Source organism: Tolypothrix campylonemoides VB511288_2 (assembly GCF_045999855.1).
GTDB lineage: Bacteria > Cyanobacteriota > Cyanobacteriia > Cyanobacteriales > Nostocaceae > Scytonema > Scytonema bouteillei_A.
In genome coordinates this window covers 131,749-150,200 of sequence record NZ_JBFPMW010000003.1, presented here as the reverse complement: position 1 = coordinate 150,200, position 18,452 = coordinate 131,749, and the positions used below count along the sequence as shown (strand labels likewise).

The 18,452-nt window shown below is 41.2% G+C and carries 15 protein-coding genes and 3 pseudogenes; 9 read left to right on the top strand and 9 right to left on the bottom strand.

Annotation, left to right across the window (positions count from 1 at the left end):
• The first annotated feature begins 200 nt into the window (after nt 1-200).
• Nucleotides 201-2,645 (top strand): phosphoenolpyruvate synthase, encoded by a 2,445-nt coding sequence (gene ppsA / locus AB0756_RS09585; RefSeq protein ID WP_050046133.1) that lies wholly within the window; start codon nt 201-203, stop codon nt 2,643-2,645.
• A gap of 178 nt (nt 2,646-2,823) precedes the next feature.
• On the opposite strand, the gene AB0756_RS09580 is transcribed toward ppsA, so the two are convergent.
• Nucleotides 2,824-3,450 (bottom strand): CBS domain-containing protein, encoded by a 627-nt coding sequence (locus tag AB0756_RS09580; protein ID WP_038086734.1) that lies wholly within the window; start codon nt 3,448-3,450, stop codon nt 2,824-2,826.
• Nucleotides 3,451-4,146: 696 nt separating this feature from the next.
• Between AB0756_RS09580 and AB0756_RS09575 the strand changes: the two genes are divergently transcribed.
• Entirely contained in the window at nt 4,147-4,470 is a 324-nt protein-coding gene (locus AB0756_RS09575; RefSeq protein ID WP_038086716.1) for an HPF/RaiA family ribosome-associated protein, read from the top strand.
• A 291-nt stretch (nt 4,471-4,761) separates the two neighbouring features.
• Here the strand turns inward: AB0756_RS09575 and AB0756_RS09570 are convergent.
• The 4 genes and pseudogenes from AB0756_RS09570 to AB0756_RS09555 form a co-directional block, all read right to left on the bottom strand.
• Nucleotides 4,762-5,894: pseudogene (locus tag AB0756_RS09570) on the bottom strand (ATP-dependent 6-phosphofructokinase).
• A 173-nt stretch (nt 5,895-6,067) separates the two neighbouring features.
• Nucleotides 6,068-6,484, bottom strand: a complete 417-nt coding sequence (locus AB0756_RS09565) for a hypothetical protein (protein ID WP_137986413.1) — start codon at nt 6,482-6,484, stop codon at nt 6,068-6,070.
• Between the two features lie 90 nt (nt 6,485-6,574).
• Entirely contained in the window at nt 6,575-7,177 is a 603-nt protein-coding gene (locus AB0756_RS09560) for a hypothetical protein (protein WP_137986414.1), read from the bottom strand.
• Between the two features lie 87 nt (nt 7,178-7,264).
• A complete protein-coding gene (locus AB0756_RS09555; protein WP_153021618.1) occupies nt 7,265-7,438 on the bottom strand; it encodes a hypothetical protein in 174 nt (57 codons plus the stop codon).
• A 152-nt stretch (nt 7,439-7,590) separates the two neighbouring features.
• Between AB0756_RS09555 and AB0756_RS09550 the strand changes: the two genes are divergently transcribed.
• The gene (locus AB0756_RS09550) at nt 7,591-7,953 is read left to right on the top strand and encodes an ArsR/SmtB family transcription factor (protein ID WP_038086713.1); all 363 of its coding nucleotides are present in this window, start codon (nt 7,591-7,593) and stop codon (nt 7,951-7,953) included.
• An 18-nt stretch (nt 7,954-7,971) separates the two neighbouring features.
• Here AB0756_RS09550 and AB0756_RS09545 read toward each other — a convergent pair.
• Nucleotides 7,972-8,097: pseudogene (locus AB0756_RS09545) on the bottom strand (Photosystem Q(B) protein 1); the annotation flags it as partial.
• 55 nt (nt 8,098-8,152) lie between these two features.
• Here AB0756_RS09545 and AB0756_RS09540 point away from each other — a divergent pair.
• Nucleotides 8,153-9,235: an NAD(P)H-dependent flavin oxidoreductase gene (locus AB0756_RS09540; RefSeq protein ID WP_038086710.1), complete on the top strand. Its 1,083-nt coding sequence runs from the start codon at nt 8,153-8,155 to the stop codon at nt 9,233-9,235.
• A gap of 72 nt (nt 9,236-9,307) precedes the next feature.
• On the top strand, nt 9,308-10,021 hold the full coding sequence (gene hetL, locus AB0756_RS09535; RefSeq protein ID WP_038086708.1) for a heterocyst differentiation pentapeptide repeat protein HetL: 714 nt from the start codon (nt 9,308-9,310) through the stop codon (nt 10,019-10,021).
• A gap of 278 nt (nt 10,022-10,299) precedes the next feature.
• On the opposite strand, the gene acsF is transcribed toward hetL, so the two are convergent.
• Nucleotides 10,300-11,403, bottom strand: a complete 1,104-nt coding sequence (gene acsF, locus AB0756_RS09530; protein ID WP_038086706.1) for a magnesium-protoporphyrin IX monomethyl ester (oxidative) cyclase — start codon at nt 11,401-11,403, stop codon at nt 10,300-10,302.
• A 250-nt stretch (nt 11,404-11,653) separates the two neighbouring features.
• On the opposite strand from acsF, the gene hemF reads away from it, so the two are divergent.
• Nucleotides 11,654-12,697, top strand: a complete 1,044-nt coding sequence (gene hemF, locus AB0756_RS09525) for an oxygen-dependent coproporphyrinogen oxidase (RefSeq protein WP_038086704.1) — start codon at nt 11,654-11,656, stop codon at nt 12,695-12,697.
• 277 nt (nt 12,698-12,974) lie between these two features.
• On the opposite strand, the pseudogene AB0756_RS09520 reads toward hemF, so the two are convergent.
• Nucleotides 12,975-13,433: pseudogene (locus tag AB0756_RS09520) on the bottom strand (GTP-binding protein); the annotation flags it as partial.
• 6 nt (nt 13,434-13,439) lie between these two features.
• Nucleotides 13,440-13,631 (bottom strand): hypothetical protein, encoded by a 192-nt coding sequence (locus AB0756_RS09515; RefSeq protein ID WP_038086697.1) that lies wholly within the window; start codon nt 13,629-13,631, stop codon nt 13,440-13,442.
• A gap of 448 nt (nt 13,632-14,079) precedes the next feature.
• On the opposite strand from AB0756_RS09515, the gene AB0756_RS09510 reads away from it, so the two are divergent.
• The 3 genes from AB0756_RS09510 (at nt 14,080) to AB0756_RS09500 (ending at nt 18,326) form a co-directional block, all read left to right on the top strand.
• Nucleotides 14,080-14,613 carry a universal stress protein gene (locus AB0756_RS09510; protein ID WP_038086695.1) on the top strand — a complete coding sequence of 178 codons (534 nt, stop codon included), beginning with the start codon at nt 14,080-14,082 and terminating at the stop codon, nt 14,611-14,613.
• Nucleotides 14,614-14,913: 300 nt separating this feature from the next.
• Entirely contained in the window at nt 14,914-17,388 is a 2,475-nt protein-coding gene (locus AB0756_RS09505) for a PAS domain-containing hybrid sensor histidine kinase/response regulator (protein WP_050046136.1), read from the top strand.
• 668 nt (nt 17,389-18,056) lie between these two features.
• On the top strand, nt 18,057-18,326 hold the full coding sequence (locus tag AB0756_RS09500; protein WP_038086692.1) for a GlsB/YeaQ/YmgE family stress response membrane protein: 270 nt from the start codon (nt 18,057-18,059) through the stop codon (nt 18,324-18,326).
• The last annotated feature ends 126 nt before the right edge of the window (nt 18,327-18,452 follow it).

Below are 18,452 nucleotides of genomic sequence, written 5' to 3'. Positions count from 1 at the left end.
AAACAAACGATGCAGACTTTAACCTTGCTTCTTGTCTGTAGAGTTCACTTTTTGTAATGAGACAAAGTTACGCTCATCAAACAACATCCTCACAACTTCCTCAAAGTATCTTCTTATAACTTAAGGTGTCAAATAAACACAAGCTCATTGAGTGAAACCAGCTTTCGTAAATTGTTCCATTCCATTAAGGTAGCTTTATTATGCAAGAAATACTGGTCAACCAAAAGACTGAACGCTGTGGTGAAATAGACCAAGCTCTCGTATTGCCTTTGGAGAAAGTAGGAATTGCAGACATTTCTCTCGTGGGAGGCAAAAACGCCTCTTTAGGAGAAATGATTCAACAACTGAGACCTAAGGGCGTGAAAGTTCCTACAGGATTTGCGACGACTGCTCATGCCTATCGCTATTTTATTGAAGCTGCGGGCTTAGAAGCGCAATTAAGACTTATTTTTGCTTCGTTAGATGTTGAGGATGTAAACAATCTGCGGTTGCGGGGTAAACAAGCAAGGTCTTTAATGCTCAAAACTCCTTTTCCTCAGGAATTAGAACAAGCAATCGCCCAAGCTTACGAGCATCTGTGTCAACAGTACGGGACTGATACCGATGTCGCAGTTCGCTCTAGTGCTACCGCTGAAGACCTACCTGATGCCAGTTTTGCCGGACAGCAAGAAACTTATCTTAATGTCCATGGACTGCAAGCTGTTCTTGACGCTTGTCACAAATGCTTTGCATCAATTTTTACAGACCGTGCTATTTCTTATCGTCAAATCAAGGGCTTCGATCGCGTCAACATTGCCCTTTCGGTAGGTATACAAAAAATGGTTCGTTCTGATTTAGCAGCATCTGGAGTCATGTTTTCCATCGATCCGGAAACGGGTTTTAAAGATGCCGTATTGATTAGTGCGGCTTATGGATTAGGTGAAAATGTTGTCCAAGGGGCTGTCAATCCTGACGAATACTTGGTCTTTAAACCTACTCTCAAACAAGGATATCAACCAATTCTGGACAAGCGTCTGGGTACAAAAGAAATTAAAATGGTTTATGACTTGGGTGGTTCAAAATTAACCAAAAATATTCCGGTAGTAGCCAGCGATCGCTCCTCATTTGCCCTCCGAGATAACGAAATTTTACAATTGGCACACTGGGCATATGTCATTGAAGAGCACTATTCAAAAGTACGTGGTGTTTACACACCAATGGATATTGAATGGGCAAAAGATGGCATCACCAATGAATTGTTTATCGTGCAAGCACGTCCAGAAACAGTTCAATCCCAAAAGGAAAAAAACGTTTTGCACAGCTATCGCCTTCAAGAAAAAGGTGAAGTGTTGATCTTAGGGCGGAGTGTGGGTGAGACGATCGGGCAAGGTAAAGCCAGAGTCATTCTGGATGTGCATCACATCAACGAGTTTCAATCGGGAGAAGTCCTGGTGACCAACCGTACAGATCCGGACTGGGAACCAATTATGAAGAAAGCAAGTGCAATTGTAACCAACGCTGGTGGACGCACTTGTCATGCAGCAATTATTGCGCGAGAGATGGGAATTCCAGCAATTGTGGGTTGCTCAAATGCCACGACTGTCCTTAAAACAGGGCAAGAAATTACTGTTTCTTGTGCTGAAGGCGAAACTGGAAGAGTTTACCAAGGTTTGTTACCCTATGAAGTGCAAAAAATTCCCTTAAAAAGCTTACCCCATACCCGCACCAAAATCATGATGAATGTGGGCAATCCTGAAGAGGCATTTAGCTTGGCTGCTATGCCTAATGATGGAGTCGGATTAGCACGCATGGAGTTTATTATTGCCAACTATATTAAAGCACATCCATTAGCATTGATTCATTTTAATGAATTAGAAGATGAACTTGCTAAATATAAAATTGCTGAGTTAACAGATCAATATGAAGAGAAAACCCAATTCTTTATTGATAAACTTGCACGGGGAATAGGAACTATTGCTGCAGCTTTTTATCCCAAACCTGTAATCGTCCGTCTGAGTGATTTCAAGAGTAACGAATATGCTAACCTGTTGGGTGGCAAACAATTTGAACCAAAAGAAGAAAACCCAATGATTGGTTGGCGTGGTGCTTCTCGCTACTATGATGAGCGTTACCGAGAAGGCTTTGCTCTTGAATGTTTGGCAATGAAGCAAGTCCGTGACGAAATGGGCTTAACCAACGTCATTTTGATGGTTCCGTTTTGCCGTACTCCTCAAGAAGGTCGCCGTGCGATCGCAGAAATGGCAAAAAATGGTTTAGTACAAGGAGAAAATGGATTACAAATCTACGTTATGTGTGAATTGCCTAGCAACGTACTGCTAGCAGATGAGTTTAGTCAAATCTTTGATGGATTCTCTATTGGCTCAAACGACCTCACGCAGTTGACGCTGGGGTTGGATCGGGATTCGGAGTTAGTGGCGCATTTATTTGATGAACGTGACGAAGCAGTCAAGCGAACGATCGCAAAGGCAATTTACACAGTCAAACAACACGGACGTAAAATTGGTATTTGCGGTCAAGCACCAAGCGACTATCCAGAATTTGCTCGCTTCTTAGTTGAACAGGGTATTGATTCTATCAGTCTCAACCCTGATTCCGTACTCAAGACACTATTAGAAATAGCTGTTGCGGAACAAAAGGGTCAGTAATCATACCATCAGAGTTATGAGTTATTAATCTTGAACAATTAATAACTCATAACTCTGATGGTAAGTGTGGAAACCATGTGGCTGTCCTCCCATGGAGGAAACACAACGAAGTTCCTAATGGGACAGTCACATCCAGGAGCTTTAATCCTCAGCGAAGGAGAACTGAAGATTTATTGTCTTAACCACCACACCAATTATCATAAACTTGTCCTGTCATCGCCTCTGGAAATTCATCGCAAAATTCTTCAAAGGCAGTTTTTTCTAATCTTTTTGCACTTTGATGGGCTATTTCAGATTGCAATTCCTCAACGACATCCCAAGCAGCAGCGCACTCTTCGGAACGAGGAGAAGTTTTTGCACAGGCTTCACGCGCTTTTGTAATGGAATCCTGAAGTTCTTGTTCTAGCAGGATTGTTCTAGGTAGTTCAACAAATTGGCTTCTATTGATAATATCGGTTAGAGAGATAATACCTAACAGTTCTCCTTGAATAACTGGTGCTTGTAACAGATGGTGTTCAGCAAACAACCTCGCCACATATTCCACACCTAAGTCAGGGTTCACCACAATACAAGGTTTGCTCATGATTTCATAAACCCGCACTTTGCAAGGCTCTTTACCGTAGGCTATAACTTTATAGACAATATCTGACTTAGTAATAATACCATAAGCGTCTTGATTGTGACGGCGCTCAACAATGAGCGATCGCCAATCTCTTGCTTTCATAAGCCGAACGGCTTCAGCTACAGTTGCTGAACTGCGGATTGTTGCTACGTCTCGAGTCATGACGTCTGCTGCTGTTAACATATCAACAGTCATAATATTTTTCCTTGTATTTTCTTTGCAAAACTCTCTGTTTTCTGCTTTTATGTCTTCTGCAATTGGAGCTTTCTTTGATTGGTTTTCAAGGTATTAAATACATATTTACACTCCTCTAATATACTTTTTCATTAAGCCTACTACCGACTCCACTATCAACCAATACAGTTCAGTTAACAATATCGAATCCTTGAAGATCCCCCAACCTCCCGCTCGAAAGGGAGGCTTTATTTCTCCCAAACAATTGCCTGGGGGGATCGAATCTTATCCGAACCGTATTACACTATCAACTTATAAAAATACTTTGAGGAAATTGTGAGGTTCTACGCTCGAATTATTTTTTTGGCTGCTGAACTTTTACAAATAATAAATTACTTCAGGCTGCAAGGTTGCCCGGTTGCGAGTTAAAACTGTCATTTAACTGCTTATCTTCACAACTTCCTCACATCTTTTTTATACTCTAAAGATAGAAAGGTTAGGAGAAGCGATCGCAAACAAATTCAAAAAAATATTTAACTGAGGGAACGAATGTTTTTTGTGAGTATGTACAAAAAAATACTTTGGTTTTTACCTGTTATAACCAACTGTATGGTACTAAATATAACCTCACAATTTCTCGATTTTTGTCTTTAATCTTGAAATAAAGATGATAAGCTAGTATCTGACAGTGAGGACAATAAAAATATGGCAATACCGCTGCAACTTACTTTCCATAACGTTCAATCATCAGCATCTGTTGAAGAGAAAATAAGAGAGAATGTTCAAAAATTAGAACGTTTCTACAATCGAGTGATTAACTGTCGGGTTACTGTTGACGCTCCCCACCGCAACCAACGTAAAGGCAATCTTTATCATGTACGAATCGACCTGACGCTCCCTAAAGAAAACATCATTGTTAACCATAACCCATCAGACGAAACAAGCCATGCAGATATATATATAGCAATTCGTGATGCATTTGAAACTGCACGCAGACAATTGCAAGATTACACCAACTTGCATCAATGAATAAATGTGAGTTTGGCGAACTACACCCTCCCTCTCCTTGAAAAAGAGGGAGAGTGTAATCTGTTTTAACTTCATCTAACTTACGTTGAAGCAATACCTCTAATTGCTCCAACTGTTACTGTTTGTGTCATTAGTCAACTTTTTTCTTTCTATTTTCTTTGTAGAGATTATACTTTGGTTGCTTATGCTTCTTCTGTCAGTTGTTCTTTTTCTCACCGCTGCTTGTAAATATTCTTCATACAAGCGTTCTTCCGTCAAAGCTTCCCGTGCTTTTTCTTGCGTTGAGATGTTTCAACCTGATTGAGTGTTCCGACAGTTACTAACAAACTTCTCGCTCGTGCTCCGGTTCCCCAATTCTCCAACATAAATGCCCAAAGCTCGAGCAGTTTCCACGAGGTAACTGTTAGCATGCACGGGCGCAGGGCTTTGAAGGAGGACTTGTTGTAGAGGGACGGCAACAACTTGTCCGTTTTACCAAGCCACCATTCGATCGAATTGTCCTTGTGCGACTAAATCCACTGCGGTTTTACCAAAAGCTGTCGCCACCAAACGGTCTAAAGCAGAAGGAATACCGCCTCGCTGAATATGCCTAAAACTGAGACTCGCGTTTCTATTTTCTTGGTACTGTAATTAGCAATTTGGTCAGCAATGTATTGACCCATACCACAGCTGGGAGTTAGGCTCCACAGATCGCGATCGCTACAATTACAAGATAGTTTTACCGCTTCAATGCCTTCTGCAACTACGACGATCGCAAATTTGCGTCCCCAGAGATCGCGCAGTTTGTCAAGATGCTTGCAAATACCCTCAATCGAATAAGGAATTTCCGGAATCAAGATAACATCTGCTCCTCCTGCTATCCCGGCTTGTAAGGCTAAATGGCCTGCTTTTCTGCCCATAACTTCCACAATCATTACCCTGTCATGACTGGCGGCGGTAAAAGTGAGGCGGTTGAGAGCATCTGTAATTGTATTGACGGCAGTATCAAACCCAACAGATTTTTCCGTGAGTGCTACATCATTATCAATTGTTTTAGGAATAGCCACAAAATTCCAGTTGCCTTGGTATGCAAGCGAGTGGAGAATCTTGACACTACCATCACCGCCAATACCAATGAGTGCATCTAGCCCTAATGTCTGATAACCAGCAACGATCTCATCTGCACGTGCTAACGTATCTCCTTTGTTGATAGTTCCTAAGATAGTTCCTCCCATACTGAGCAAGGGATCTATGCCACGTAAGTCAAGACCATGCATCGTTAGTGTCGTCGCTTTGCTTTCCAGCAGTCCCTGGGTTGCATAAGGAATTCCCAGCACTTCCCAATTGTAAGTGAGCGTTGCATGGCTCACAACAGCCCGAATCACAGCATTAAGCCCAGGACAATCTCCACCACTAGTGAGAATGCCAATTCGTTTGCAGTTCATATGTAATTTAAAGTAGAGTTAACAATTTAACGACGACTTCCAAATGGTATTAATATCAAACATTGAGCACGCTAGAATACCTGAATTCCGGCATACTGTCCTGAATGATTTAGAGATTAAAGAAAAAATGTGAGGAACTTATGAGGACGTTAGCTTCTGGAATTGAAATTCTATTAAGGCTGCTGTAGTAACAATCGTTCATCAGCATTTAACACCAATAGAGGATTTTCTGTATCTATCCATGAAACTTGAGCGTCTAACTTGTCACAACATTCACATACCAAACGCAAACCGACATCTAATGGAAGTTGTGCGGTTGTTGGGGTAAACTCTTGTAATATTCCGGCTTCTATCGTTTGATAGCGATCGAGGTCTTGGCTCAGTTTTGCTAGAAAACTGACTCCTTCACCACCATCTGCTTTCCCTTTCTCCAAGGCGTAGCCCATAGCAAATTGCAAAATTGAATCGACATAAGCCTTGACTTTAGGGTGTTTAACTCCCTCTGTAGCTGCGGTATAAAGTAGTTCACCATTCAGATACTCAAAATCTGGTACATACAGGTAGTTATTAACGAGTTCAAATACCTGCATTCCTTTAGCAGCTTTAACTGTTAACTTCTCATTTCTGACTCGATTAGCCGCATTCTCCAGCAGTGCAATTACAGCTAAAATAACAGAAGGCTAGTTACTATCTATACATCTTATTTCGATAGTGCCGAGTTTGTTTAGTCTTACCGGATTCCAACCTGACTTGAGTAAGCTTCCTCCTGTTTTTAAAAACAGGTGACTTTCAATTCCAGCTTTTTCCATTGCTTGCGACCAAGTATAGTAACGAGCAAAGTGCTGTTCAACTAAATCCTCCACACTTTCAGCATAAGGCATGAGTCCACCAACAGGTTGTAAATGAGTGTAAACTCCTTCCCAGCCGAAGGTTTCACTCCCTCGATAACGAATGGTATGTGCTGCTAGCCCAATCGCCTGTCCTTCATAAAAGGGACACGCTCTCGTTAGGGAAATGAGTGCTGAGTCGCAAGCTGTAGCTAAATTGTAGATATTTAGTAGTTCTTCTCGTTGTGCTGATGTTGAGTTGTAAGATACTACAACACGAGGGTCAATGACTCCAGGAGAGACTTCCAAATGTATGTGTGTGCCAGTACATTTTCCTGCGTGCAAAAATTTATCATAGCCGACGGTTCTCGCTTGGATGTGGTAGTTGGGGCGATCGCGCATAACTGGCATAATGTGCAAGGGATAGCTAGACAGAGGGTAAAGCCGTAAACCCATTTGTCGTCCTACAGAAAGCGCCAGTTTGAGATTTTTGAGATATTCTCTGGCTAGTTCTGTACCACTGGAGCCAGGAGATGTATTAATTTATACTATACTCTTGACAAACTCTGGCACAAAATAATTTGGATTTAAACCTTCTGCTTCCGCCATTAAGTGACAACCCTGCAAAAATTCATCAGCACGATTGCTCAGCTGACCTACTTCATCTACCAGAAAAAACTCTTGCTCAAGACCAATACGACGCTTGGGTGCATCCATCTAAGCCTCCGTCAGAAAAATTTTGTCACAGTGTCTCGACCTCATCCTTCAGTTTAAAAGATATAACTGCGCTGTTATTAAATTGAATTAACAATTAGTTATAATATTGATTAGTTATTAATCAATTATTGTGCTGACTGTTAAATCTCCCTATGCCAAAAACTAAGCCGGCCATGGTCGATCCAGTTGTTCTTGTGGCGGTTGCAGACTACTTCAAGGTTTTATCAGAGGTAAGTAGGTTACAAATTTTGACCTGTCTCAAGTCAGGACCAATGAATGTGATGGAAATCGCTGAGGCTACTGGGTTGGGGCAAGCAAATCTTTCTAAGCATCTGAAAGTATTGACTCAAGCAGGAGTTTTATCTCGTCAGCCCAAAGGTACCAGTGCTTATTATGAAATTGCCGAGCCAATGATTTTTGAGCTTTGTGAGTTAGCGTGCGATCGCATTAACGAGCGCGTGCAACAGCAGGCTAAAACCTTCAAAGCTCTTCGGAGCAACACAGGCGTTTTTTAACCAGGAAAACACCAATACAATAACGGAAAATAGAGCGCCTCCAAAGACTCCAGCTACACCTAGCATACGAAACGGATGCATGAGAATATTGTGTTCTGATAAGTTGAAGGTTCTAGAAATACCAAGCATCATCCCATCTGAGAAACAATGAACACTGAGGTGCTAGAATTACTCAACAGTTATAAGGAAATATCTTTTGATGGCGTCTATCTTACATCCCTTACGGATTGGCAAACATATTATCCGCTATCCCATTGTTCAAGGTGCAATGGCAGTAAGGGTCTCTGGCGCAAAGCTTGCTGGAGCAGTTGCCAATGCAGGTGGAGTAGGTACCATTGCCACGCTGGGGTTGGGGTTGCATTCTCCCTATTTTCATCAACGCAAACGAGGCAACTTTTTTGAGGTAAATCGACTGGCTTTGATAGATGAACTGACCGAAGCCCGCACCATTAGCCCGAATGGAGCGATTGGGGTTAATATTCTTGTTGCCACCAAAGATTATCCCGTGTTGGTTCAGACAGCTGCTGCTTGTGGAGCAAATTTGATTGTAACAGGAGCTGGATTGCCTCTGACTTTACCAATGTACACTACAGATTATCCCGATGTGGCATTAGTACCAAGCATATCTAACTTGCTCTCAGCCCAAATCATCTGTGAAACTTGGCAAAATCAATATAATCGACTCCCCGATGCCTTGATTGTCAAAAATTGTCAGATGGTTGGAGGGCATTTCACGCAGTGTGAGAATATTGGCTCTCCAGAATTCTCGATTGAGTCCCTCATTTCTCAGCTGCGAGATTATTTGGAACAACAGATGGGTGTCAAAATTCCGTTAATTGTCACGGGAGGAATTTGGGATCGAACCGATATCGATCGCATATTAGCCATTGGAGCAGACGGCGTACAAATCGGTACTCGCTTCATTACCACAGAAGAATGCGATGCCGATCGACGTTATAAAGACTTCCATCTCAAAGCCTGTTCAGAAGATATTGTCACTGTGCCCAGTCCCGTAGGAAAACCCACTCGTGCTTTACGTAATCCCTTTACAGAGCAGGCAATGGCTGGCTCATCAACAGCACTGGAGCAGCGATGTATTGCTAATTGTTTAGAGTCGTGTTTGTGTCGAGACACTGGAAAAACTTATTGTCTTCTCCAAGCGCTTGCTAAAGCTGCATCTGGGGATGTAGAGCGTGGTTTAATTTTTTCTGGAGCCAATGTTAGGTACGCTGAACGGATCGTGTCCGTCAAAGAACTGATGGCAGTGTTAACCCAACAGTAGAAGACAATGCTCTCAAAGATCGTTGTCCATAGTAAGAACGTGCTTGACTTATAAAATCAAAGGTTGAATGATATGGATGTAGAGCAAATTCTCAAACTTTATTCTGCTGGAGAACGAAGCTTTCAACGAGTTAATTTGCAAGAAGCAGAGTTAACCAATGTAAACCTTGTAGCTTCAGACTTTAGCTATGCTGATTTACGCCAAACACGACTGGGTAAAACCAACTTTAGCCAAGCTTGTCTGCGCGAAGCAAACTTGAGTGAAGCTATTCTCTGGGGAGTGGATTTGAGTGAGGCTGATTTATATCGTGCTATTTTGCGTGAGGCTGATTTGACAGGTGCAAAGTTAATTCAGACACGTTTGGATGAAGCCAACTTAATCAAAGCTAGTCTATGTGGTGCTAATTTGAATGCTGTTAAGCTTTCTGGTTCTTTGCTAGTTCAAGCAGACCTCCGTCCGAGTTCCAACCAGCGAACAGATTTGGGATATGGGATTTTAAGCGGGGCTGATTTAAGTTATGCCGATCTAAGAGCGGCTTTACTGCATCATGCTAATTTAGATGGAGCAAAGTTGTGTCGGGCAGATTTGAGTCGGACAATACAATGGGGAGATTTGGCAACGGATCTAACTGAAGCTAGTTTGCAAGGTGCAGACTTAAGTTACGCCAATTTAACAGGTGCGGTTTTGCGAAAGGCTAATTTGCAAGGCGCAGACTTAACCGGAGTGATTCTCACAGATGCCGATCTCCAGGGTGCTATTTTGCCTGATGGTACCATTCACAATTGAATTTTTGCCACAAGCCAGCAGGAGAGGGAGGTGTGTCGCACTCATTTAAAGATATCACTTGTTTGTGGGACAAGGGATACAAGGGAGAGAATACTGGCTCTATTTTTTGTCTGTACTTCCAACAATCCTTTACGACCAGATTGTTGCACGCAATATAAAGATGAAACTTTTGCAAGGGTTACACCAGCTTAAAAGCATATTTTAACTAAGCTATGTATATACCCTCGTGCAAGGTACATCACATTCTGTAAGTACCTTGCAACAAAATCGTCCCTTCTTCACCGAACTGTGAAGCGTAATGCTTCAGTATCAATTGGTTTTATCAAGTAAACCAACAGCAAATTCCAAATAATTGCGATCGCAAGGGGAAGTTTGCGAAGAAGTTTCACAACTTTGGGTTGGGAACTGCGATCGACTTCCACCAATTTTAAGTTGTAGTCTGAGCAGCGTTGTAAAAGTGGAAAAAACTTTGGATGTTCGGTATTCAGCATGACCGGAAAGGCTCGACCAGCCGTTTCGTTTGTCTTGCGAACAACTTGACGGTCAAATTCTGTTGGCTCGAGCCCCAGTAAATAGTAAAAGCTAGCCCGTTCGTGAACCGTTAGTGTATGGGTAGCAAACACTGATAACAGAAAAAAGCGACTCCACAGTTTGGCTTTCCAATTGTTCCAAAGTTTTAGTTGCGTAGACGCGGAGCGGCTTGTCGGGAGACATCGCAATAATGCCTTAAATATATCTCCGTGACGGTTTTCATCCTGACACCAACTTTCAAAGAAGCGAAAGATAGGGTAAAACTGCTTTTCTGGATGTTTTTGTAGATGGTGATAGATAATAATATACCTCCAGTAACCAATTTTTTCTGATAGGTAGACAGTATAAATTACCCATTCAATTGGGAAAAACGTATAAGTGCGGGTTTTCGTCACACTCGCAAGATCGAGTGAGAGTTTAAAGTCACCCATTGCTTTATTAAGAAATCCAGCATGACGGGCTTCATCACGAGCCATCAAATGAAATATTTCAGACAAAAGTGGATTGCGTTCTTTCAGCCTCCGCGAGAGTTCTTTAAACAGTAAAAACCCAGAGAACTCTGAAATGCATGAACGTTCTAAATAGTCAATAAAGACGCGGCGTGATTCTTCGTCAATATGTTCCCATGACTGCTCAAATGTCTCATCCCGGACAAAATGGTGACGATTGTAGTCTGCTCGCATTTCTGCAAGCATCGCTTTTAATTCAGTTTCTTGAGCAAATACATTCAAACTAGCTGCAGCTTCAAAGTCTGTGGTGTAAAACCGGGGAGTCAATAGGGTTTCTTGGTTTGGCTCTTTGATTCCTGCTTTTGCTTGCTTGGGGGTAGACTGAGGTAGAGTATTCACCATGCTTGTTCTGTTATTCAACTATCTTCTTTAATAACTATCAAGTTATAATACCTGGAGTCTTTTGACCAAAACCATTATTAAAATTATTTCTTCACAAAGTCTGTAGCGATCGCCTAGAACTGCGGAACTGTAAGGATAACCTCAAAAAAGCATTTATTAAGTTTTGAAAATTATTTAATCTTGCATTATTTAATAACTTTATAGTTATTAAGCGTAATAAATCTGGCTCAAAGGTTAAGGGACTTCCAAAATGGGTTATCATTCAAAGAATCACACACAATTACTGACACCTCCTGGCAATACACTTCCTGCGGATTCACGCGATCGCGTCAAGCAATTTATGCAGAACTTGCAGGACGAGATTTGTACAGCGTTGGAGCAACTTGACTCAAAAGCCCGGTTTCGGGAAGATCGTTGGGAGCGAGCAGAAGGTGGTGGAGGGCGTACCCGCGTGATTCGAGAAGGGCGGGTGTTTGAACAAGGCGGTATTAACTTTTCAGAAGTGTGGGGAGACAGACTACCTCCTTCAATTTTGGCGCAACGTCCAGAAGCCGTCGGACATGAATTTTTTGCTACAGGAACCTCAATGGTGTTGCATCCTCGCAATCCCTACGTGCCAACAGTACATCTCAACTACCGCTACTTTGAAGCGGGTCCAATTTGGTGGTTTGGTGGAGGAGCCGATTTAACACCGTACTACCCCTTTGCAGAAGATGCCATTCACTTTCACTCCTCGCTAAAGTCTGTCTGTGACGCCTATCATCCGGAGTATTATCCAACCTTCAAACGCTGGTGTGATGAATACTTCTATTTGAAACATCGTCAAGAACAACGAGGCATTGGTGGTATCTTCTTTGACTATCAAGATGCGAGTGGAAAGCTTTATGTCGGTTCTCAAACAGATACACCTGCAGCGCTCTACAGTCAGCAAGTAGGAACAGTCTCTCGTAACTGGGAAGATATTTTTGCCTTTGTCCAATCTTGCGGTCATGCCTTTTTACCTGCTTATTTGCCCATTGCACAACAGAGACAAGAAATAGAGTATGGCGATCGCCAACGCCAGTTTCAACTCTACCGTCGAGGTCGTTACGCAGAGTTTAACCTAGTGTATGACAGGGGAACGGTTTTTGGTCTGCAAACCAATGGTAGAACCGAATCCATACTGATGTCCCTACCACCTCTAGCCCGTTGGGAATATTGCTACGAAGTAAAACCAGGTACACCTGAAGCAAGGCTTACCGAAATCTTTCTCCAGCCCAAAGATTGGGTAAATGAGATTTCTGCACAACAATAACAACATTTTCCATTTTTTAGCTGAAGGTAGTGCAGTAGGAATGATGGTACTAGATTACAGTATTTAACTATGTACGCTGAAGGCTTGCGAACAAGAACTCTACAAGGACTTAAATAACGGGTATCTGGGGAAGGAGGTTATTTTTCTAATTAGTTTTTTAATCTCCGCTCCCCGATCCCAGTTTCCAAGCTCATGAAATTGCGGTTGTTTGGGAAGTCTTTGTAATATTCAAATATTTATTGAATGTGATTTGTGCAATTTGCATTTTACCGAATTTTACTTTCTCAAACTTGCCTTCTAAGCCAATGGAATACTGTAGCACAACAGCGTTTAAACCGAGTTTTTCTCTTAATGCATCAACAACGTGGAAAGAATTTGCACCCAACCTATCTAACTTATTGATAAAAGCAAGATGCAGCACGCGATAGCACTTCAGGTACCTATCTACCGTAACAGACTGGGATTGTACTCCTGCAACACCATAATTGCTCCATCTAACACTCGCAAAGAACGCTCAACTTCAATCGTGAAGTCAACATGGCTTGGTCTTTGGAACTCGCAATAAATTGACGAGGCTACCAGACATCCCGCGTCATTTAGGTGTATCAATTAAATTGATTTGCATATTATGCCACCAGCAAGTGACAGCAGTCGAGGTAATGGTGATACCCTTTTCACGCTCTAACTCCATATAATCCATTGTTGCACCATCTCTATCGCCCCCAACCTCTTCAATGTTTCATCAAACATCAACATTTATCTGTTCTATCTGTTTAGCAGCTTTCTCCCAAAGCTTAGCAGAAGCCTCATCTTGCCAATGAGTTCTTAAATTTTCTGCTTTTTTGTGGCATATTCGCTCTAACATTTCTAAAATTGCGGATAATGTCAATTTGTCAATTAATGTTTCTAAAATTTCCATATATTCTTTATGCATGATATATAACTCCTATTCTGCCGATTTCTTCTGACAAAACCCATATAGATGACTTTTCTACTGGCAAATCATGGATGAAGATTTGTTACTAATTTCTCCCAATATTCTGCTAACTTTTACACGCAGTTTAACTTATTTTTAAGAAAATTATGATGCGATCGCCATACAATGGCTATAAAGTTATTTTCTCATAACACTCAAGCTCCTTGATTGAGTTTCATTTTCAGCCTTATAGAGTTGTAGAAAAACAACATGAAGAACTTGTGAAGGGAAATTTTTCTTTACCAAGAACAGATATGGCTTAATTACAAATATTTATTTTATCTTCATATAAGAACATATTTACTCTTTCGCATTCCTCACAAGTTTCTCAAATTATTTTTCTATACCTAATTATAAGAAGATCATCTGTTAAAAAACTCACTTAGCCTAAGTATGAGAGGTCAATATGTTTAAAAAGATTTTAATTGCATTAGATTGCTCTGACGCAGGCAAATATGTTTTTGAACAAGGCTTTACTTTAGCAAAGATGGCTGGATCTAGTTTACTGTTGCTACACGTTTTATCTAATGAAGAAGAAGGGAGTCCTTATATACCCGTATCCACTTTTGAATACTACCCAGCAATGTGGGAACAAGTCTCAGATTTTCACCAACAGGAGTGGGACAGGTGGAAAAATAAAGGTGTAGAGATGTTGCGAGCATTATGTGCTCAAGCAAACATAGCTGATGTGAACACTGAGTTTAGACAAATTCCTGGCAATCCCAGTCGAGTCATTTGTGACTTAGCTCAGAGTTGGAACGCAGATCTTATTATCATTGGACGTCGAGGTCACTCTGGTTTAGCAGAACTGTTGCTCGGTAGCGTCAGTAATTATGTCCTTCACCACGCTCCTTGTTCAGTTCATGTCGTGCAACTTCCTCTTAGCAATAAAGGAATTGAAGTTGTCAAAGAAAGCGCAAGTGTTTCCATCTCCAAATAATTTTCTAAGTAGAACTGCAACATTAAAGTCTATCTAACTTGCCCAGCGTTTGCGCTATTAATTTGCACAGCAGAACGGGCGTTCTCACTCTTTTTACAAAAGTGATGCTAACTGAGGCTGTGCAAATTAAAAAATGATTAGTTGAGTTGGATAAATATTCAAGAGTCCCAATAAATTAACAGTTGAGGTTTAGCAGCACTGCATTAAGTTATAAGCTGTTTGTGAGAACTATGTAAACATGACTTCAAGAAGAATTTTTGTAACTGGTAGGACAGATCGGCTCAGACCCACTTTTTGCCAGTGCTAGATCCTGTAGAAATTTTTGGTGTTATGACATCATTACAGCAACTTTTAAACCAGTGGAAGATCCAATTAAAGCAAGTCAATCGGCAAATGTACCAAGCTAGTGATGAAATAGAAAGACGGATAGAAAAATGCACAGCAGAGCTTTCTCAAACAAAGGTGCTACTCCAAAGGGAAATGGAAAATTGCAAGCAATTAGAAGCACAAATCACATTTCAGACTTATATTCTGTCCAAGGTAAATGATGCAGTAATTGTTTTTGATTCTCAAAATCGCATTACTTCTTGGAACCAAGCAGCAGAAAAGTTATATGAGTATAAAGCTGAGGAAGTTCTTGGTCTCAAGTTGGAAGAAGTGAATCGCTATTGCTCGAGCAAAGCAGAGGATGAACAGGCTGCTTACAATCCATTAGCAGCGAGAGGGATTTGGCAAGGAGAGAATATTCATTATAAAAAGAATGGAGAAGAAATTTACGTTGAGTCATCGATTGGCTTATTAACAGATGATAACGGTGCCGATCGCGGTTTTCTTGCTGTAGTCCGCGATGTTACCGAACGCAAACAAGGTGAACAACAGTGCCAACAACTTCTTGCTCAAGAAGAAGCCGCCCGTATGGACGCAGAGGCAGCAAAAAGTAAAATTTTTAATATTCTTGACAGGATTGCTGATGGTTTCTTGGCTCTAGATTGCGAGTGGCGGTTCACCTATGTCAATCGCCAAGCAGCCAAGATCTTGCACAGAACCCAAGAGCAGCTCGTTGGCAAAAACGTTTGGGAGGAATTTCCCAACGCCATTACTCTAGCATTTTATCGCGAGTATCACAGGGCAGTAACACAACAGGTCACTGTTGAATTTGAGGAATTTTACCCGCCACTTAACACTTGGTTTGAAGTACACGCCTATCCCACACGGGATGGCTTATCAGTTTATTTCCAAGACATTACCAAGCGTAAGGGAGCAGAACACAAAATCAACCAGCAAGCAAATTTACTAGATATCGCCACAGACGCCATTCTCGTTTGCAATTTAGAACACCAAATATTATTCTGGAATAAAAGCGCGGAACGTCTGTATGGATGGCAAGCAGGTGAAGTTGTAGATAAAAATGCTAACAAGCTTTTGTATAAGGAAACATCACCTCAACTAGAAGAAGCCATTTTGACTGTTTTGGAACATGGGTCTTGGCAAGGAGAGTTGAGCCAAGTACCAAAAGATTGCAAAAACATCATCGTTCAAAGTCGCTGGACACTAGTACGCGATCGAATGGGACAACCCCAATCAATTCTTATCGTCAACACTGACATCACTGAGAAGAAACAACTTGAAGCGCAGTTTTTCCGCGCACAGCGGCTAGAAAGCCTTGGTACCCTAGCCAGTGGTATCGCTCATGACTTCAACAATATACTGACACCTATTTTGATCATCGCTCAACTGTTGTCACATAAATGTTTTGCTTTTGATGAGGAAAATCGAGAACTCTTGAAAACGGTAGAAGACAGCTCTAAACGCGGTGCAGATCTTGTCAAGCAAATTCTATCGTTTGCACATGGAACTGAAGGCAAGCGCGTTCACCTACAAGTCAGACACTTGTTAAAGGAAATGAAACGAATTCTTGAAAGTACATTTCCAAAATCTATTGAAATTAATATTGATGTACTAACCCAAAATCTTTGGACAATCCGAGTAGACCCCACTCAACTCCATCAGGTTTTGCTAAATCTCTGCGTCAATGCTCGTGATGCCATGCCTAACGGGGGTACTCTTAGTCTTTTGGCTGAGAATGTCTTTGTTGATGAAAACTATGCCAGGATGAATTTAGATGCCAAAGTCGGTTCTTTTGTTGCGATCGCAATCTCAGATACAGGATGTGGCATTCCTCCAGAAATACAAGAGCGTATTTTTGAACCCTTTTTTACAACTAAAGAAAAGAGTCAAGGCACGGGATTGGGTTTATCAACCGTTCTTGGTATCGTTAAGAACCATGGGGGGTTTGTAAACGTACATAGTAAATTGGGCGAAGGCAGCCAATTTAAGGTTTACTTACCAGCTAGTGATACACAGGTAACACAAGAAGTTTGTGATATTAGGATGCCCACAGGAAATGGAGAATTAATTCTCATTGTGGACGACGAAGAAAATATTCGAGAGGCGACAAAAAGCTCACTAGAAAACTATAACTACAAAATCCTAACAGCTAACGATGCTATTGGGGCATTCTCACTCTACACTTTACACAAACAAGATATTAGTTTGGTATTGATGGATATACAGATGCCATTGATGGATGGGCTAAATGCTATTCGCATCTTAGAAAAAATAAATCCCTCGGTCAAAATTATTGCTATTAGTGGGATTTCACACAATCAAAAGCTTCTAGAAGCTCATAGTATTGGTGTGAAAGCATTTGTGTCTAAACCATACATGATACAGGAATTATTGGATACCATTAAATGTGTTTTAAGTATGCCATAAATAACTACAAAGAAACTGAGGTATTACTATGGATCTTATCAGAGGGCTAAAACAATATTCTAAAAGAATACTAGTATTAATCTTTATTCTGCTCTTGGCATCCCTAATATCAGGTTTTTCTTAAGATTCCTCAAGCAATCCTATAGCCTTCAAAATAGAATTCTGAACGGCAGGCGCTATCTCAGGAGCGGAGACGCTACGCGAACAACGGGGGTTACCCGAATGGCACGCTCGAAGTGCGACGCGGAGACTTGGAGACACACCAGACGCGGAGGGTTCCCCCCTGTCAAAAATTATCATTATAAATTTTGTATATTTTATTTTCTGGAAGTCCCTAAAGAATGATAAATTCCGAATTGGATTGAAACGTCTTAACTCGGCTACTTCAAGCAGATTCGTTCTTAAGTTTTACTCCTTTGGGAGAACAGATAAAGTCTAAAAAATTCCTAGAATGCAATTACCAAGCAATAAATTTGGTATCTCCTAGTTTGGGACTAACTAGGAGTTTTTTAATTTCTCTTACTGACCATCTATATCTTAAGAAATAAATCCAAATTTTCTCATACTTAAGACTTGTGAATAATTAGTTCTGATGACAGATTGGACATTTAGGTTGGAATTGTTATTGTGTCATTGTTAGATAAAAAAGTTTATCCCCTAATAGAACAATGAACATTATTGCTTGGATTGTTTTAGGTTTGATTGCAGGTGCGATCGCCAAGGCTATTTACCCCGGTCACCAAGGTGGTGGAATTTTGGGAACAATCTTGTTGGGAATTATCGGTGCTTTTGTTGGTGGTAGCTTGGGTGTATTCTTCAGCACGGGACAATTCTCGCTAGCGGCGACTACTCTTAGTATCCCCGGTATCGCGTTAGCAGTTGTTGGTGCTCTTGTGGCTATTTTTATATGGAATTTATTTACCCGTCGTGCGGTGTAATCAACTGAAGTACGTTTAATTTATAGTAAACCTCAGGGAGCTAATTTCTTTATTTTTATCCCTGAATTTAATAATGATAGCGCTACCCTAACTTGAGGGTAGCGCTATCATTATTAACACTTCACA

Coding starts and splice junctions, on each gene's coding strand:
- AB0756_RS09515 (WP_038086697.1), bottom strand. CDS start 13,631: ATGCATAAAGAATATATGGAAATTTTAGAAACATTAATTGACAAATTG.
- AB0756_RS09510 (WP_038086695.1), top strand. CDS start 14,080: ATGTTTAAAAAGATTTTAATTGCATTAGATTGCTCTGACGCAGGCAAA.
- AB0756_RS09580 (WP_038086734.1), bottom strand. CDS start 3,450: ATGTTAACAGCAGCAGACGTCATGACTCGAGACGTAGCAACAATCCGC.
- hemF (WP_038086704.1), top strand. CDS start 11,654: ATGGGTTATCATTCAAAGAATCACACACAATTACTGACACCTCCTGGC.
- AB0756_RS09540 (WP_038086710.1), top strand. CDS start 8,153: ATGGCGTCTATCTTACATCCCTTACGGATTGGCAAACATATTATCCGC.
- AB0756_RS09555 (WP_153021618.1), bottom strand. CDS start 7,438: ATGGATGCACCCAAGCGTCGTATTGGTCTTGAGCAAGAGTTTTTTCTG.
- AB0756_RS09500 (WP_038086692.1), top strand. CDS start 18,057: ATGAACATTATTGCTTGGATTGTTTTAGGTTTGATTGCAGGTGCGATC.
- AB0756_RS09550 (WP_038086713.1), top strand. CDS start 7,591: ATGCCAAAAACTAAGCCGGCCATGGTCGATCCAGTTGTTCTTGTGGCG.
- ppsA (WP_050046133.1), top strand. CDS start 201: ATGCAAGAAATACTGGTCAACCAAAAGACTGAACGCTGTGGTGAAATA.
- AB0756_RS09575 (WP_038086716.1), top strand. CDS start 4,147: ATGGCAATACCGCTGCAACTTACTTTCCATAACGTTCAATCATCAGCA.
- acsF (WP_038086706.1), bottom strand. CDS start 11,403: ATGGTGAATACTCTACCTCAGTCTACCCCCAAGCAAGCAAAAGCAGGA.
- hetL (WP_038086708.1), top strand. CDS start 9,308: ATGGATGTAGAGCAAATTCTCAAACTTTATTCTGCTGGAGAACGAAGC.
- AB0756_RS09560 (WP_137986414.1), bottom strand. CDS start 7,177: ATGGGTTTACGGCTTTACCCTCTGTCTAGCTATCCCTTGCACATTATG.
- AB0756_RS09565 (WP_137986413.1), bottom strand. CDS start 6,484: ATGCAGGTATTTGAACTCGTTAATAACTACCTGTATGTACCAGATTTT.